General features: G+C 60.5%; 12 protein-coding genes and 1 pseudogene. 8 read left to right on the top strand and 5 right to left on the bottom strand.

Annotated elements, in window-relative coordinates:
* Positions 1-12: 12 nt before the first annotated feature.
* Positions 13-603, bottom strand: a complete 591-nt coding sequence (locus tag BLQ41_RS23680) for an amino acid synthesis family protein (protein ID WP_047226613.1) — start codon at positions 601-603, stop codon at positions 13-15.
* A 342-nt stretch (positions 604-945) separates the two neighbouring features.
* Between BLQ41_RS23680 and BLQ41_RS23675 the strand changes: the two genes are divergently transcribed.
* Entirely contained in the window at positions 946-1143 is a 198-nt protein-coding gene (locus BLQ41_RS23675; RefSeq protein ID WP_231997059.1) for a hypothetical protein, read from the top strand.
* A gap of 124 nt (positions 1144-1267) precedes the next feature.
* On the opposite strand, the gene katG is transcribed toward BLQ41_RS23675, so the two are convergent.
* The gene (katG, locus tag BLQ41_RS23670) at positions 1268-3523 is read right to left on the bottom strand and encodes a catalase/peroxidase HPI (RefSeq protein WP_090188791.1); all 2256 of its coding nucleotides are present in this window, start codon (positions 3521-3523) and stop codon (positions 1268-1270) included.
* Positions 3524-4013: 490 nt separating this feature from the next.
* On the opposite strand from katG, the gene BLQ41_RS23665 reads away from it, so the two are divergent.
* From BLQ41_RS23665 to BLQ41_RS23655, 3 genes are all read left to right on the top strand, one after another.
* Positions 4014-4286 carry a hypothetical protein gene (locus BLQ41_RS23665; RefSeq protein ID WP_090185173.1) on the top strand — a complete coding sequence of 91 codons (273 nt, stop codon included), beginning with the start codon at positions 4014-4016 and terminating at the stop codon, positions 4284-4286.
* A gap of 78 nt (positions 4287-4364) precedes the next feature.
* Positions 4365-4796, top strand: coding sequence for a DNA methylase (locus BLQ41_RS23660; RefSeq protein WP_090185170.1), 432 nt, complete (start codon positions 4365-4367; stop codon positions 4794-4796).
* A gap of 72 nt (positions 4797-4868) precedes the next feature.
* The gene (locus BLQ41_RS23655; protein ID WP_090185167.1) at positions 4869-5231 is read left to right on the top strand and encodes a hypothetical protein; all 363 of its coding nucleotides are present in this window, start codon (positions 4869-4871) and stop codon (positions 5229-5231) included.
* Between the two features lie 71 nt (positions 5232-5302).
* On the opposite strand, the gene BLQ41_RS23650 is transcribed toward BLQ41_RS23655, so the two are convergent.
* A complete protein-coding gene (locus tag BLQ41_RS23650; RefSeq protein WP_090185164.1) occupies positions 5303-6163 on the bottom strand; it encodes a CAP domain-containing protein in 861 nt (286 codons plus the stop codon).
* Positions 6164-6390: 227 nt separating this feature from the next.
* Here BLQ41_RS23650 and BLQ41_RS31445 point away from each other — a divergent pair.
* Both BLQ41_RS31445 and BLQ41_RS31440 read left to right on the top strand, forming a co-directional pair.
* Positions 6391-7146 (top strand): annotated as a pseudogene (locus tag BLQ41_RS31445) (HAMP domain-containing protein); the annotation flags it as partial.
* On the top strand, positions 7141-8004 hold the full coding sequence (locus BLQ41_RS31440; RefSeq protein ID WP_408003518.1) for a methyl-accepting chemotaxis protein: 864 nt from the start codon (positions 7141-7143) through the stop codon (positions 8002-8004). The pseudogene BLQ41_RS31445 and the gene BLQ41_RS31440, both read left to right, overlap by 6 nt.
* 105 nt (positions 8005-8109) lie before the next feature.
* Here BLQ41_RS31440 and ilvD read toward each other — a convergent pair whose 3' ends face one another.
* The gene (gene ilvD, locus BLQ41_RS23640) at positions 8110-9792 is read right to left on the bottom strand and encodes a dihydroxy-acid dehydratase (protein WP_090185158.1); all 1683 of its coding nucleotides are present in this window, start codon (positions 9790-9792) and stop codon (positions 8110-8112) included.
* A gap of 88 nt (positions 9793-9880) precedes the next feature.
* Complete coding sequence (locus tag BLQ41_RS23635) at positions 9881-10783, bottom strand: LysR family transcriptional regulator (protein WP_090185155.1); 903 nt, start codon at positions 10781-10783, stop codon at positions 9881-9883.
* A 129-nt stretch (positions 10784-10912) separates the two neighbouring features.
* On the opposite strand from BLQ41_RS23635, the gene BLQ41_RS23630 reads away from it, so the two are divergent.
* Together BLQ41_RS23630 and treS are read left to right on the top strand one after the other, a co-directional pair.
* Positions 10913-12316: an MFS transporter gene (locus tag BLQ41_RS23630; RefSeq protein WP_090185152.1), complete on the top strand. Its 1404-nt coding sequence runs from the start codon at positions 10913-10915 to the stop codon at positions 12314-12316.
* A gap of 518 nt (positions 12317-12834) precedes the next feature.
* Complete coding sequence (treS, locus tag BLQ41_RS23625) at positions 12835-14901, top strand: maltose alpha-D-glucosyltransferase (protein ID WP_090185149.1); 2067 nt, start codon at positions 12835-12837, stop codon at positions 14899-14901.
* Positions 14902-14904: the final 3 nt, after the last annotated feature.

Here is a 14904-nt window from a genome sequence, read left to right as displayed (position 1 = left end):
GACCGACCGTGATTACTGAGCTTTCTCGGCAGCCAGTTCTTCCAGATCGATGTAACGGTTGCCGATACGCGGGTGCAGGCGGCCGCCATCGGCGCAACCCAGGACCACCACGATTTCATCGGCACGCGGCGCATCTTCGATCTGCATTTCCAGGGTGATGTAGTGCGAACGCAGGCCTTCGTCGTCCTTGTGCATCATCGGGATCTGGATCGAGGTGCCCGGGCCGCCGCGCTTGTTGGTGAAGCTGAGGTAGCTTTTGGCCTTGACCGCTTCACGGTAATGGTTGCCGAAGCGCAGGGTATGGATGACCGCCGAGGCGTGTTCGATCTCGCCATCGGCGCCGACCACGGCCGCCTTGCCGTAGGCCTCGATTTTTTCGGCACCACCGATGATGCCGACCAGACGCTCAACCATCAGTGCACCGAGGTCAGAGCAGTTGGCGCGGATTTCCGGTTTCAGGTCTTCGACGAAGCCGCGACCCAGCCATGGGTTTTTCATGACAACGGCCAGGCCGACCATGGTGACGGGCTTGTCGGTGGCCTTGCCGCCTTCGATGAAGGTCTCTTCGACATAGCTGACGATCTTGCGAATTTCGAAACTCATGAGCTGCTCCGTATGAGGTTTTGGGGTGTCTGTGCGTATGATGGTATACCATAATATAGGTTGTGCAAGCGCCAGATTGAATTTGCATCAGGAAGGCGACAAAACGCAGGAGAGGGGGACAGTAAGCAGGAAAGGGCCGGGTCGGTGCCCTTGAGGTAAAGCGCTCTCCGACCGTTCATCTCGCCAACGCCATCGGATCAGCGCTGCGCGGACATTTGTGGCTTAATGCCACCACTGGTCGGCTAAAACGTCATCCGTTTGAACGGTCTCGATTGGCAGGTATCCATTTGCCTGAGACGAATACAGGGGGGGGCGATGAGAGAAGCACAGAGAAGGTTGGCCATGGCCGCCTGGAGCAAGCTGTTTGCACTGCCTGCACACTTCATCAGTGCAGAGGAAAGGTACTTCAGGTTACTTAGGGCCGCGGACGACATGGAGCGCGCCGATCTCATTACGGGCGAGGAGTGGCGCAAACTCGTCCAGCAGGCAGGCATGGCGCTTGCCAGCACGGCGGAGTGCATGGGCGGCACGGGGCATTAAGCTTGCGCAAATAGCAGGAAGGTGTCGCCGATTTTGGTCTTGCCGTTTAAAGGAATGAGGCCACCGCGATCCGTGTCACCGGGTCGCGATGGCCCATTCAAGGCCTCACAAGTTCAGGATTGCCTCACTTCACGTCGAAGCGATCCAGGTTCATCACCTTGGTCCACGCCGCCACGAAGTCTTTGACGAATTTCTCCTGCGCGTCACTGGTCGCATAGACCTCAGCCAATGCCCGCAACTGCGAGTTCGAGCCAAAGACCAGGTCAACACGCGTCCCGGTCCATTTCACTTCCCCGGTTTTGCGGTCACGACCTTCGAACTCTTCGTTGTCCTGCGACACGGGTTTCCATTCCACGCTCATGTCCAACAGGTTTTTGAAGAAGTCGTTGGTCAACGCCTCTGGCCGTTGTGTGAACACACCGTGTCGGGTTTGTCCGACGTTGGTGTTCAGTACACGCAGGCCGCCGATTAGCGCGGTCATTTGCGGTGCGGTCAGGGTTAGCTGTTGCGCCTTGTCGATCAATAGCTGCTCGGTCGGTACGCGGTAGCGGGTTTTGAGGAAGTTGCGGAAGCCATCGGCGACCGGTTCCAGGAAGCTGAACGACTCGACATCTGTCTGCTCTTGCGAGGCGTCCATCCGTCCCGGGGTAAACGGCACCGTCACACTGTGGCCGGCATTTTTCGCTGCTTGTTCGATGCCAGCATTACCGGCCAGCACGATCAGATCCGCGAGCGAGACTTTCTTGCCGCTGTTGTTGAATTCGCTCTGAATGCCCTCGAGTTTGGCCAGCACATTGGCCAGTTGCTCAGGCTGGTTGGCTTGCCAGAATTTCTGTGGCGCCAGACGCAGGCGACCACCGTTGGCGCCCCCGCGTTTGTCGGAGCCACGGAAGGTAGAAGCCGCCGCCCAGGCCGTTGACACCAGCTGCGAAACGCTCAAGCCCGAGGCCAGGATTTTGCTCTTGAGTGCGGCAGCATCACTGTCGTTGATCAAGGCGTGATCGACCGCTGGAATCGGATCTTGCCAGAGTAGCTCTTCGTTCGGCATTTCCGGTCCGAGGTAGCGTGAGAGGGGGCCCATGTCGCGGTGGATCAGTTTGAACCAGGCGCGGGCGAAGGCATCGGTCAGTTGATCCGGATTGGCCAGGAAGCGCCGTGAAATCGGCTCGTAGATCGGGTCGAATCGCAGCGCCAGGTCGGTGGTCAGCATGGTCGGATTACGGCGTTTGGACGGGTCATGAGCATCCGGAATGATGCCGGCACCGGCGCCGTTTTTTGCCACCCACTGGTTCGCCCCCGCCGGGCTTTTGCTCAGCTCCCACTCGAAGCCGAACAGGTTTTCCAGGAAGTTGTTGCTCCATTTCGTGGGCGTGGTGGTCCAGGTCACTTCCAGGCCACTGGTGATGGTGTCCGGGCCTTTACCGGTGCCGAAGCTGTTTTTCCAGCCAAAGCCTTGTTGTTCAAGGCCAGCGGCTTCGGGCTCGGCGCCGACGTTGTCGGCAGGTCCTGCGCCGTGGGTTTTGCCGAAGGCGTGGCCGCCCGCGATCAGCGCCACGGTTTCTTCGTCGTTCATTGCCATGCGCGCAAAGGTTTCGCGGATGTCTTTGCCGGCAGCGACCGGATCGGGGTTGCCTTCCGGGCCTTCCGGGTTGACGTAGATCAGGCCCATTTGCACGGCCGCGAGCGGGGTTTCCAGGTTGCGTCCCTGGTCAGTGCGGCTCTCCTCATTTTCCCCCGGCTCAGCAACCAGTGGGCCTTCGCCGGGCTCTTGCATGGGTTCCTTGTGTTTGCCGTAGCGCACGTCGCCCCCCAGCCATTTGTTTTCCGAGCCCCAATAAACGTCTTCATCCGGTTCCCAGACGTCGGGACGGCCACCGGAAAAACCGAAAGTCTTGAAGCCCATGGACTCCAGCGCGACGTTACCGGTGAGGACGATCAGGTCAGCCCAGGAAATTTTCCGGCCGTACTTTTGCTTGATTGGCCAGAGCAGGCGGCGGGCCTTGTCGAGGCTGACGTTATCCGGCCAGCTGTTGAGCGGCGCAAAGCGCTGCTGGCCAGAGCCGGCGCCGCCTCGACCGTCACCGGTGCGGTAGGTGCCTGCGGCGTGCCAGGCCATGCGAATGAACAGCGGTCCATAGTGGCCGAAGTCGGCGGGCCACCAGTCCTGGGAATCGGTCATCAGCGCAGTCAGGTCTCTTTTGACCGCCGCAAAATCCAGGGTTTTGAACTCTTGTGCATAGTCGAAGCCTTCGTCCATGGGGTCAGACAGGGACGAGTGCTGGTGCAGGATCTTCAGATTCAGTTGGTTCGGCCACCAATCGCGGTTCGTCGTACCACCGCCAGCGGCGTGATTGAACGGGCATTTCGATTCATTTGCCATGTGCGAGCTACCTTTGGTCGTGTTCATCCGGCTATCCGGCCCGGGATGGGCGTCAGATAGCGACGAGCGAAATCCATGACATAGGCTGCAGGGCCAGCCGTTGGATCAACTGATTGTCTTGACCACACGAGGATGCTGAACAGCGGCAATCGAGTTGCCTGTGCGGTGGTGGCCCACGGATGGCCTAGTCAAGCTTCGGGCTCATTCCTGTCTCCATATCAGCACTAAACCGGCCAGCGTGTTCTGCCAGCGCTGGATACAGGTTAGACCCCACTCGGGAAGTCAGCTAATAGGTGGAGTATTGGGGCGCGATAGGCAGAGTCTTTTACCTGCGACGCGGCGAGGACCTGCTTTTATCTGGATTATAGGTGCGGGTTGAAGGGGGTGAGAGATCCGGCCAGAACTCGGTGTGTGCCTGCCTTTGGTCGGTGTACCTGAACCGGATTCATGGAGGATTGATCCACTTTGAAAGAACTCTCGGGGCGCTGCCATGCACTCATTTACCCATCAGCTGACAGCCGCTCAAGAGCAAAAACTTCGTGCGCTGAACGCCTGGCATCTCGCGCTTGAGGACATAAGGCTGCGCATGGAATGCCCCGATGCCTACCACGAGCAACTGATTCGTCAGTCTGACGAAATGGACCGTTTGGGAATCGTCAGCTGGCAAGAATGGCGCGACCTCAGGATTGAGGCCGATCAGGCGTATCTGCGTGCGATAGCGGGGGAGGACTATCACCGAACGCTGAAAAACGGCAGCGGCTGATGAACTTGACCTCGGCAACGGCCGACGCCCGAGAGTGCTATTTCGATAATCCTGTTTGAGTGAGCCGGTGTTAACCGCATGAACAAAACAATCAGCGCCAGCGATCTGGGCATCGATTTGAAGAAAGAAGACGAAGGCGCCTTGTTCAAGTGGTTCATCGCCAGCTTTCTGATGGGCAAGCGTATCCAGGCTGAAATTGCCGCGCAGGCCTATCGGGTGATCGTCGAGAAGCACGCCCGGGATACCGCGCTCAAGCTTGGGCACTGTACGCATCGGCAACTGGTGGGCATGTTGAGCGAAGCTCACTACGTGCGGTATGACGAAACCACTGCCGAGCGATTGCTGAAGCTGAGTGCCAAACTCAACGATGAATACGCCGGGAAGATCGGCAACATCCAGCGCGCCAGTGAAAACCGCACAATGTTCGAAAAACGCTTGGCGGAGTTCGAAGGCGTCGGGCCCAAGACCATCGAAATTTTCATGCGTGATGCGGCGGCTGTACTGTATTGAGGGCGCATTAATAGTTAGAACACGTGCATGATTGCGTCCGGTCCACATTGTCGAAGGTCACAAGGATTCCCCATGGCTTCAAGCAAACGCGAACAGGCACACATCGAACGACTTCTGGTTGCCACCCTGACCGAGGCCTGTGAAACAGCCAAGGCTGAAGTCGTCGGCTTTGAGTGGTTGACTCACGAAGTCGATTACAGCGATTTTCCCTCAAGCCTGAGAGTGATTTGGGTGTTCGATACGCAAGCCAATAAGCAACAGGCATTGGTTAACGGGCAGGGCGAACGCATGGTCGAGCTGACGGCGATAGCGTTAAAGGACGCCGATGTTCTTGTCAGCCCGGTTTCTGCCCACGTGCATTTTGATTCGGAAGAACAATGCCAGCGCGCCAATGGCGGCAACTGGCAGCAGCGCCTGGCGCGCCATCGACGCTAAGTGCGGATGCGCTGGCACGCAGGCGGCTGTTTCTCGTTGGTTGCGTTGATCGGCCATCCATCACTCTGGTTTCACGGCGCCCCAAACAGCATCGTCCAATAAACCCCTTCATCGCTGCGTGCATCCGCCGCATACGCAGCGCCCACCTGAGTAAACATCGGATTCATCAAGTTGGCGCAATGCCCAGGGCTGGCCAGCCAGCCTGCCATGGCCTTGCCCGGAGAGCTCTGCCCGGCGGCGATGTTTTCGCCGATTTGCCGGCCACGGTAGCCGGCCGCTCTTGCTCGATCAGCCGGCATGTCACCGTCGGGATCGCGGTGCGCAAAATAATTGCCGTAAGCCATCGCCTTGCTGTGCCCCTGCGCTGCGGCACCGAGTGCGGGGTTCCAGCTCAGCGGTCGGGCGGCGGCAAAGCGCTGGCCACCGCACATCCGTGGCTTGGCTCGCGCGGCATTGACCTCGGCCAACAGGGCCTTGCTCGCCGCGCGCGTATCACCCACGCGGTTATCGAGAACCGGTTGCGCCAGCACGATCTGCCACTCGTTTCGGGCGCGGCTGACGCCAATGTCGGCGTACTGGTTATCGAGCAAGGCCCCGCAATTTTCGTCCTCAAACAGATCGAAGGCCTCATCGGCATCCTGCGCGCCGACCACCCGCAGGGTGCGCACCGTCACCGCCGCATAGCCGGAAGCCTTCAACCGATCCCGCAAACCGCCGCCATAACCAATCGGCAACGCCAGGTTCTGTCTCAGTGACAGTGGCGACAAGCGTTGTGCCGGACGTCTGTCGCAGCGTTGCGGGTGGGCGCGGTAGTCGTTGATGGCTTCCACCAGTTGTCGTTCCCCGCTGGCATGGGCGGGACTGGCAAACAGGGGAATCAAAGGCATGAAGCAGAGCGAAATGAAGCGCAAGGCGAGGGCAGTTGGGCGCATGAGGCGGACAGCTCTGGTCAGATGACAAGGGTAATGGGAATTCAGGGCTCGCCTATGACTGGCGTTTAAGCACTAGGTTCACGAGGCACAAGGGCAAATTTGCGTTGCAAATGGGCCTGTACCTACCGCATGTCGCAAAACACTGAAAGTCCGGTTCAAGGCTTAAAAAAGCGGCTGGCGCTGCCGATAGCGTATTCATAAAAGCGACGTGCCAAGAGGACTACATCGTGTCGATAAAATTACGCTTGCTGTTGTTGATTGGTACGAGCTTGCTGACGGCGTTGATCGTGAGCCTGGTCAGCTACGTGGGAAACACCCGGATGGCTGAAGCGGTGAAGGACAACGAGGTCAGCATGACCGCGCTGCGCAATCACCTTGAAGCCGACATGATGCACGACGCGCTGCGCGCCGATGTGTTGTCGGCGATGCTGGTCGGGCTGGGAAAAAGCACCAGCACCAAGGCTGAGGTGCACAGTTCCATCGAGGAACATGCGGCGCATTTCCGTGAGGTGCTGGGTGAAAACCTCAAGTTGCCGGTCAACGATACCATCATGGCGGGCCTGAACAAGGTCAAACCGAGCCTCGACACCTACATCAGTGCCGCCGAGCGTATCGTCGGGCTGGCGCTGGACAATCCGGATTCGGCGCAAAAGGAACTCGGCAGCTTCAATGCCGCGTTCAGCCAGCTTGAAGACCAGATGGCCGCCCTCAGCGGCCTGATCGAAACCAATACCCGACAAACCAGCCAAGGCACTGAACACGCTATCAACAGTGCCAATTTCACCTTGGGGATCGTGCTGATTGCGAGTCTGTTGTTGCTGCTGATCCAGGGACGCTGGGTGATTTCAAGCATCATGGCGCCGTTGCAGACCGCCAGCCGGATCGCCGAAAGCATCGCCCATGGCAACCTGAGCGAGCCGATTGTCGAGCCCACCCACAAGGACGAAGCCAGTGCACTGATACGCAGCCTGGCGACCATGCAGCGCGACTTGCGCGGCATGATCGAGGTGGTTCGCAGCAACGCGCACGGCGTGAGTGGCATGAGCGTGCAACTGAGCAGCGGCTGCCACCAGGTGGCGGACAGCAGCCAGCAGCAAAGCGTCGCGGCCAGCACCATGGCCGCGGCCGCCAGTGAAATGACCGCAAGCATCGAGGAAATCACCCGGCATGCCGAGCGGGCGCTGAACATGGCCAACCAGGCCGAAGCGCTGGCCAAGGATGGCGGTAAGGTGATTCATCAGGTGGTCAAGGACATGGACGGCATTGCACGATCGGCGCAGCAGTCGGCCCTGGTGATTCGCACGCTGGACAAGGAGTCCGAGGGCATCTTCAGCATCATTCAGGTGATCAAGGGCATCGCCGATCAAACCAACCTGCTGGCGCTGAACGCCGCCATCGAGGCCGCCCGTGCCGGTGAGCAGGGCCGTGGTTTTGCCGTGGTGGCTGACGAAGTGCGCAGTCTCGCAGGACGCACCAGCGCCTCCACCCAGGAAATTGCCAGCATGGTCTCGCGCATCCAGCAGAGTACGCGCGAGGCAGTGAACAGCATGGAGGCCGGTGTGGCACAGGTCGACAAAGGCATGGCCGTGACCGCCGACGTCGAACGCGCCATCCGCGAAATCCTCGAGGCCACGCTCAACACCACTCAGCTGGTCAACGACATCACCCGCACGATTGGCGAGCAGAGCCTGGCCAGCAACGAAATCGCCCATCAGGTGGACATGATTGCCGGCATGTCCGAAGGCAACAGCAAGGTCATCGGCAAGACGGCTTCGACTACCGATGAACTGTCGACGCTGGCGGGCAAGCTGTCGCAGTCGGTGGATCGGTTTCGACTGTAGGTGCCTTTAAAAGATCGCAGCCTCGTTTCTCTCGACAGCTCCTACCGGGGAACGCAAAAACCCTGTAGGAGCTGTCGAGTGAAACGAGGCTGCGATCTCTTGACCCTAAAGGTACTTGTCCGTCACCGCGCCTTCCGAGGCGCTGGACACGGTTTTCGCATATTTGGCCAACACCCCGCGTTTGTATTTGGATTCCGGGCGCACCCAACGGGTCTTGCGCTCGGCCAGCACGGCATCGGAGACATCCACCGTGATTTGCCGGGTTTCGGCGTCGATGGTGATCGTGTCGCCGTCTTCAATCAACGCGATCGGCCCGCCATCAAAGGCTTCCGGGGTGATGTGTCCCACTACGAAACCGTGGGAACCACCGGAAAAACGGCCATCGGTGATCAGCGCAACGTCCTTGCCCAAGCCTTTGCCCATGACCGCCGAGGTCGGTGAAAGCATTTCGCGCATGCCCGGCCCACCCTTGGGGCCTTCATAGCGAATCACGATCACATCGCCAGCCTTGACCTCGCCATTGAGAATCCCGGCCAGTGCGCCTTCCTCACCGTGATACACGCGCGCCGAGCCTTGAAAGCGCAGACCTTCCTTGCCGGTGATCTTGGCCACGGCGCCGGTGGGCGAGAGGTTGCCGCGCAGTACGACTAGGTGCGAGTCCTTTTTGACCGGCTGATCGAACGGCAGGATCACATCCTGACCGTCGGGATAATCGGGCACGTTCTCCAGGTTTTCCGCCAGGGTCTTGCCGGTCACCGTCAGCACATCGCCATGCAGCATGCCGGCGGCAAGCATGCGTTTCATCAGCGGCTGGATGCCGCCGATGGCGACCAGCTCGCTCATCATGTATTTGCCGCTGGGGCGCAGGTCGGCGACCACCGGGGAAATCTTGCCCAGCTCGACGAAATCATCCAGCGTCAGCTCGACATCCACCGCATGGGCCATCGCCAGCAAGTGCAGCACGGCATTGGTCGAGCCGGCGAGGGCGATGACCACGCGAATGGCGTTCTCGAAGGCTTTGCGGGTCATGATGTCGCGCGGCTTGAGGTCCAGCTTGAGCAGCTCCATGACCTGCTGACCGGCGCGAAAGCTGTCTGAGGCTTTGTCGCTGCCGACCGCGTCCTGAGAGCTGGACCCCGGCAGGCTCATGCCCAATGCCTCGATAGCCGAGGCCATGGTGTTGGCCGTGTACATGCCGCCGCAGGAGCCGGGGCCGGGAATCGCCACTTCCTCGATCTGCTTGACCTGGATCTCGTTGATATCGCCGCGTGCATTCTGGCCGACGGCTTCGAACACGGAAATGATGTCGGTGTGCCCGGCGCCCGGGCGGATGGTGCCGCCATAGACGAAGATCGATGGGCGATTCAGGCGCGCCATCCCGATCAGGCAGCCCGGCATGTTCTTGTCACAACCGCCCACGGTCACCAGGCCGTCAAAGCCTTCGCAACCGGCCACCACCTCGATGGAATCGGCGATGACCTCGCGCGACACCAAGGAATACTTCATGCCTTCGGTGCCATTGGCGATGCCGTCGGAAATGGTGATGGTGTTGAAAATCACGCCCTTGGCACCGGCGGCATTCGCGCCTTTTTCGGCTTCGATGGCCAGCTTGTCGATGTGCATGTTGCACGGGGTGACCATCGCCCAGGTGGAGGCGATGCCGATCTGCGGCTTCTTGAAATCCTCGTCGGTGAAACCCACCGCGCGCAGCATGGAACGGCCGGGGGCGCGCTCTACGCCGTCGACCACTTGAGAGGAGTATTTACGTAGCGTGTCTTTGTCGCTCATGACATTCCCTCATATCCAGATCGCTAGCCTGACCGGTGTGGTCCGAAGCAACCGATTGAGTCTAGTCCTGCAGGCCACAAAAATCAGTTCAGGGTGCCTGGAATCCTGCGCACAGCTCACGAATGCAGCCGCGCAACCATTGATGCGCGGCATCGGCGTCCATTCGCGGGTGCCAGAGCATGGAAACCGTGATCATCGGCGTCGCCACCGGCAGAGGGAAACAGTGCAGGCCGGCGCGCAGATTCTGTGTGTGGCGTTCCGGCACTGTCGCGATCAGGTCCGAGGCCCGGGCCAGCGCCAGTGCCGCAGAAAAGCCGCCGACAATCGTGACGATCTCCCGCACCAGGCCAAGGGGTTTCAAGGCGTCATCCATCGGCCCTTGGTCTCGTCCGCGTCGCGACACCAGAATGTGCTTGCCAGACGCGTAACGGGCGGGCGTGATCTTGCCCTTGCTCAGTGCATGCCCCATGCGCACGACACCGATGAATCGGTCCTGGTACAAGGCGCGGGTACGCACCTCCGGGCTGGTGGTGTCGCCGACCACGCCGGTTTCCAGATCGACCGTTCCGTCACGCAGCAACGTGCTGTCCTGGTTGAGCTTCTGCAAGAAGTGCAGGCGCACGCCGGGCGCTTCATCGCCGAGGCGAGCAATCAATGCCGGGCCGAAATTCTCGACGAAACCGTCACTGGTGCGCAGCGTGAAGGTGCGCTCCAGTTGTTTGAGGTCGAGCTGCTCGGCAGGGCGCAAGACCGCTTCGGCGTCCTGCACCAATTGGCTGACTTGTTCACGCAATTGCAGCGCCCGGGGCGTCGGCACCAGGCCGCGCCCGGCCCGGACCAGCAGCGGGTCGCCGGTGGTTGCACGCAACCGCGCCAGCGCCCGGCTCATCGCCGATGGGCTCAATCGCAAGCGCTGGGCGGCGCGCGCCACACTGCCTTCGGTGAGCAGCGCATCCAGGGTAATCAGCAGGTTCAGGTCGGGAGTCGTCATGGGGCAACGTTAGCACGGTTGACGCTGACATGGCGTCGTGTGCAGGTATTCAGTGCAAGGCGTGCGTCTTCCGCCCTGTCATGCGCGGGAATACGCTGAAGGTCAACTTTTCATCAGTGGCCAAAAACCATGAAACTCATGACGCAAACCGGTTCGGTGCGCTGGGCGCTCGCCAGCCTTTCCCTGTCGATGTTGATGCCGTCGCTCGACACCAGCATCGCCAATGCCGGCTTGCCGACGTTGGCCCAGGCGCTCGAGGCTTCTTTCCAGCAAGTGCAGTGGATCGTCCTGGCTTACCTGCTCGCGATCACCACGTTGATCGTTAGCGTCGGACGCCTCGGTGATCTCATCGGTCGGCGACGCTTGATGTTGTCGGGCATCGCTATTTTCACATTGGCGTCACTGGCGTGTGGTCTGGCGCCGACGCTGTGGTGGCTGGTCGCTGCCCGGGCGGTACAGGGCCTGGGGGCAGCGATCATGTTGGCGCTCACCGTGGCATTCGTCGGCGAGACCGTGCCCAAAGCACAAACCGGCAGCGCCATGGGCTTGCTCGGCACCATGTCGGCAATCGGCACCACGCTGGGCCCCTCGCTCGGTGGCCTGCTGATCTCGGGCTTCGGCTGGCAAGCGATTTTTCTGGTCAACCTGCCATTGGGCCTCTTGAACTGGGCCCTCGCGTTTCGCTACTTGCCCGCCGATCGCCCTGTGCCGAAGGCGCAGCGTGCCAGGTTCGACATTACCGGGACGCTGGTCCTTGCGCTGACACTCGGCGCCTACGCCTTGTCGATGACCTGGGGCGGTGGCGACTGGGGGGCGCTCAACCTTGTGTTGCTGCTGATGGCAGTGGTCGGCAGCGGGATTTTCCTGTTCGTCGAGGCGAAGGTGGCATCGCCACTGATAAAGCTCGCACTGTTCCAGGACCGGAGTTTGCGCGCGAGCCTGGCCATGAGCCTGCTGGTCTCGACCGTGATGATGGCGACACTGGTGGTCGGGCCGTTCTACCTCTCGGCGACGCTAGGGCTAAAGGCCGCACTGGTCGGACTCGCCTTATCAGTCGGCCCGCTGGTCGCCGCACTGGCTGGCGTCCCCGCCGGGCGCCTGGTCGACCGATTCGGCGCGCAACGCATGACCGTCGCCGGACTGGCCTGCATGGTGCTAGGGGCGTGCGTATTAGCGACAATGCCGACACGTTTCGGCGTCTTGGGCTACCTCGCGCCCATCGCAGTCATCACCGCCAGCTACGCACTTTTCCAAGCGGCCAACAACACACTGATCATGACCGGCATCAGCCCCGACCAACGAGGCCTTATTGCCGGCCTGCTCAGCCTGTCGCGCAACCTGGGACTCATCACCGGAGCCTCGGTCATGGGCGCAATCTTCGCGCTCGCCACATCCGCCCCCGACATCACGCGAGCAGCGCCAGCGGCCGTCGCCAACGGCATGACAATCACCTTCGCGGTAGCAGCAGCGCTTTTAATACTGGCACTCGCCATCGCATTACCAGCCTTAAAAAGTGAACCCATACCCACCTAAACCCGAATGCAACAGCAAGATCAACAACATCGCGAGCAGGCTCACTCTTACAAAAAGCAGATCGACGCAACGCTCTTGCTCCTCACCACTCAACAAGCCGAGCGGTAGCTCGCTTGCAGCTCTTGATCTTGATGCACACGCCGCCTCGAGAGGCCGAGTGGAGGTTCTGCGCAGTGGGCAACCCGGCATGGATGCCGGGTTAGCCGCCCCCGGCCATGGATGGCCGATGGCGGCGGGCCCACGGAGCAGGACCGGAGCGAGGGCATGCCGAGCCTAGGCGAGGCACCGAACGTCAGGGGCAAAAGCGCTTGGTTACTTGGCGCTTCTCCAAGTGACCCGCTGTAAAAGCGGAACCAATAGCCGCCGTTACCCCAACAACGGATATACACCCAACCCAATCAACCCTAAATGCAACGAATACAAACCCAGGCCCTCATATAAGGAGGAAGTGGCCACCGACGCCAACAAGCGAACGCTGCCCCAACAGATATTTACCCAAACAACAGGTAATCGTTTCTATGACCGCGGCTGACAAAAACCACGTGACCTGGTTGGTTGAACAATCGATGCTTCACGCCGCCAGACAGCGCGCCAAACTCTACTCAGGGCAAGGCCGGATGTGGCAACAGCCCTACGCCCATACCCGGCCTAGGGATGCCTCCGCCCTCGCGTCCGTATGGTTCACCGCCTACCCGGCATCCATCGTCACCCGCGAAAATGGCACCGTGCTCGAAGCCCTGGGCGACGAAACCCTGTGGCATGCCCTGTCAAGAATCGGCATCCAGGGCATACACAACGGCCCGCTGAAAATGTCCGGCGGCCTGACCGGCACCCGACGCACACCGACCATTGACGGCAACTTCGACCGCATCAGCTTCGAAATCGACCCGCAACTGGGCACCGAAGCGCAGCTTCAAGCGCTGGTGCGCATGGCCGCCGCGCACAACGCCGTGATCATCGATGACGTTATTCCTTCGCATACCGGCAAAGGCGCGGACTTCCGCCTGGCCGAGATGGCCTACGAAGACTATCCCGGCCTCTACCACATGGTCGAAATCCGCGAAGAGGATTGGCCTCTGCTGCCGGACATTGCCGACGGTCGTGATTCACAAAACCTCAGCCCGTTGCAGGTCGACGTGCTGCGGGACAAGCACTACATCGTCGGCCAGTTGCAGCGAGTGATCTTCTTCGAACCGGGGGTCAAGGAAACCGACTGGAGCGCGACACCGATCGTCATCGGTGTCGATGGCAAGCCGCGACGCTGGGTCTATCTGCATTACTTCAAGGAAGGGCAGCCGTCACTGAACTGGCTGGACCCGACCTTCGCCGCGCAGCAGATGATCATCGGCGATGCCTTGCACGCCATTGACGTCATGGGCGCGAAGATTCTGCGCCTGGACGCCAATGGATTTCTCGGCGTGGAGCGCAAACTCGACGGCACGGCCTGGTCTGAAAGCCACCCGCTATCGATCACCGGTAACCAGCTCCTGGCCGGCGCGATCCGCAAGGCTGGCGGTTTCAGTTTTCAAGAGCTCAACCTGACCGTCGACGACATCGCCAGCATGTCCCACGGTGGCGCCGATCTGTCCTACGACTTCATCACTCGCCCGGCCTACCAACACGCGTTGCTGATGGGCGATACCGAATTCCTGCGCTTGATGCTGCGCCAGATGCACACCCTCGGCATCGATCCGGGTTCGCTGATCCATGCTCTGCAGAACCACGACGAGTTGACTCTGGAACTGGTGCATTTCTGGACGCTGCACGCCCACGATACTTACCTTTTTCAGGGCCAGACCTTCCCCGGCAATATCTTGCGCGAACACATCCGCGAGCAGATGTACGAGCGTCTGGCCGGCGAGCACGCACCCTACAACCTGAAGTTCGTCACCAACGGCGTGTCCTGCACCACCGTCAGCATCATCACTGCGGCGCTGGGAATTCGTGATCTGGACGCGATTTCGGCGGCGGATATCCAACAGATTCGCCAGGTCCATTTGCTCTTGGTGATGTACAACGCCATGCAACCGGGCGTGTTCGCACTCTCAGGCTGGGACCTGGTCGGCGCGTTGCCCTTGCCGGCCGAAGAGGTTGCACATTTGATGGGTGACGGTGACACGCGCTGGATTCACCGGGGCGCCTACGATCTGGTCGACCTCAATCCAGAGGCGCCACTGTCCGCCGGCCAGATGCCACGTCCGAAGACGTTGTATGGCAGCCTGCCCAGCCAACTGAAAGACTCGGATTCGTTCGTCTCGCAACTGCGCAGAATCCTGGCAGCACGGCGCTCATACGACATCGCCGCAAGTCGGCAGATCCTGATCCCGGATGTGCAGCACCCGGGGCTGCTGATCATGGTTCACGAATTGCCCGCTGGCAAAGGCACGCAAATCACTGCGCTGAACTTCGGCTCGACGCCGATCACCGAAACCTTGCACCTGCCCAATATTGCACCGGGGCCGGTGGTCGACATCATCAACGAGCGAGTTGAGGGTGATCTCACGCCTGAGGGTGAGTTCACCATCACGCTGGATGCCTACGAAGGGCTGGCCCTGCGCGTGGTGAGTGCTTCACCGATGATCTGAGGG

The sequence above is a fragment of the Pseudomonas arsenicoxydans genome (assembly GCF_900103875.1).
In the GTDB taxonomy this organism is placed as follows: domain Bacteria; phylum Pseudomonadota; class Gammaproteobacteria; order Pseudomonadales; family Pseudomonadaceae; genus Aquipseudomonas; species Aquipseudomonas arsenicoxydans.
Note: the sequence above shows the minus strand (reverse complement) of the source record. Positions and strands in the feature narration are given on the sequence as shown.

Coding starts and splice junctions, on each gene's coding strand:
- BLQ41_RS23680 (WP_047226613.1), bottom strand. CDS start 603: ATGAGTTTCGAAATTCGCAAGATCGTCAGCTATGTCGAAGAGACCTTC.
- BLQ41_RS23675 (WP_231997059.1), top strand. CDS start 946: ATGGCCGCCTGGAGCAAGCTGTTTGCACTGCCTGCACACTTCATCAGT.
- katG (WP_090188791.1), bottom strand. CDS start 3,523: ATGGCAAATGAATCGAAATGCCCGTTCAATCACGCCGCTGGCGGTGGT.
- BLQ41_RS23665 (WP_090185173.1), top strand. CDS start 4,014: ATGCACTCATTTACCCATCAGCTGACAGCCGCTCAAGAGCAAAAACTT.
- BLQ41_RS23660 (WP_090185170.1), top strand. CDS start 4,365: ATGAACAAAACAATCAGCGCCAGCGATCTGGGCATCGATTTGAAGAAA.
- BLQ41_RS23655 (WP_090185167.1), top strand. CDS start 4,869: ATGGCTTCAAGCAAACGCGAACAGGCACACATCGAACGACTTCTGGTT.
- BLQ41_RS23650 (WP_090185164.1), bottom strand. CDS start 6,163: ATGCGCCCAACTGCCCTCGCCTTGCGCTTCATTTCGCTCTGCTTCATG.
- BLQ41_RS31440 (WP_408003518.1), top strand. CDS start 7,141: ATGCAGCGCGACTTGCGCGGCATGATCGAGGTGGTTCGCAGCAACGCG.
- ilvD (WP_090185158.1), bottom strand. CDS start 9,792: ATGAGCGACAAAGACACGCTACGTAAATACTCCTCTCAAGTGGTCGAC.
- BLQ41_RS23635 (WP_090185155.1), bottom strand. CDS start 10,783: ATGACGACTCCCGACCTGAACCTGCTGATTACCCTGGATGCGCTGCTC.
- BLQ41_RS23630 (WP_090185152.1), top strand. CDS start 10,913: ATGAAACTCATGACGCAAACCGGTTCGGTGCGCTGGGCGCTCGCCAGC.
- treS (WP_090185149.1), top strand. CDS start 12,835: ATGACCGCGGCTGACAAAAACCACGTGACCTGGTTGGTTGAACAATCG.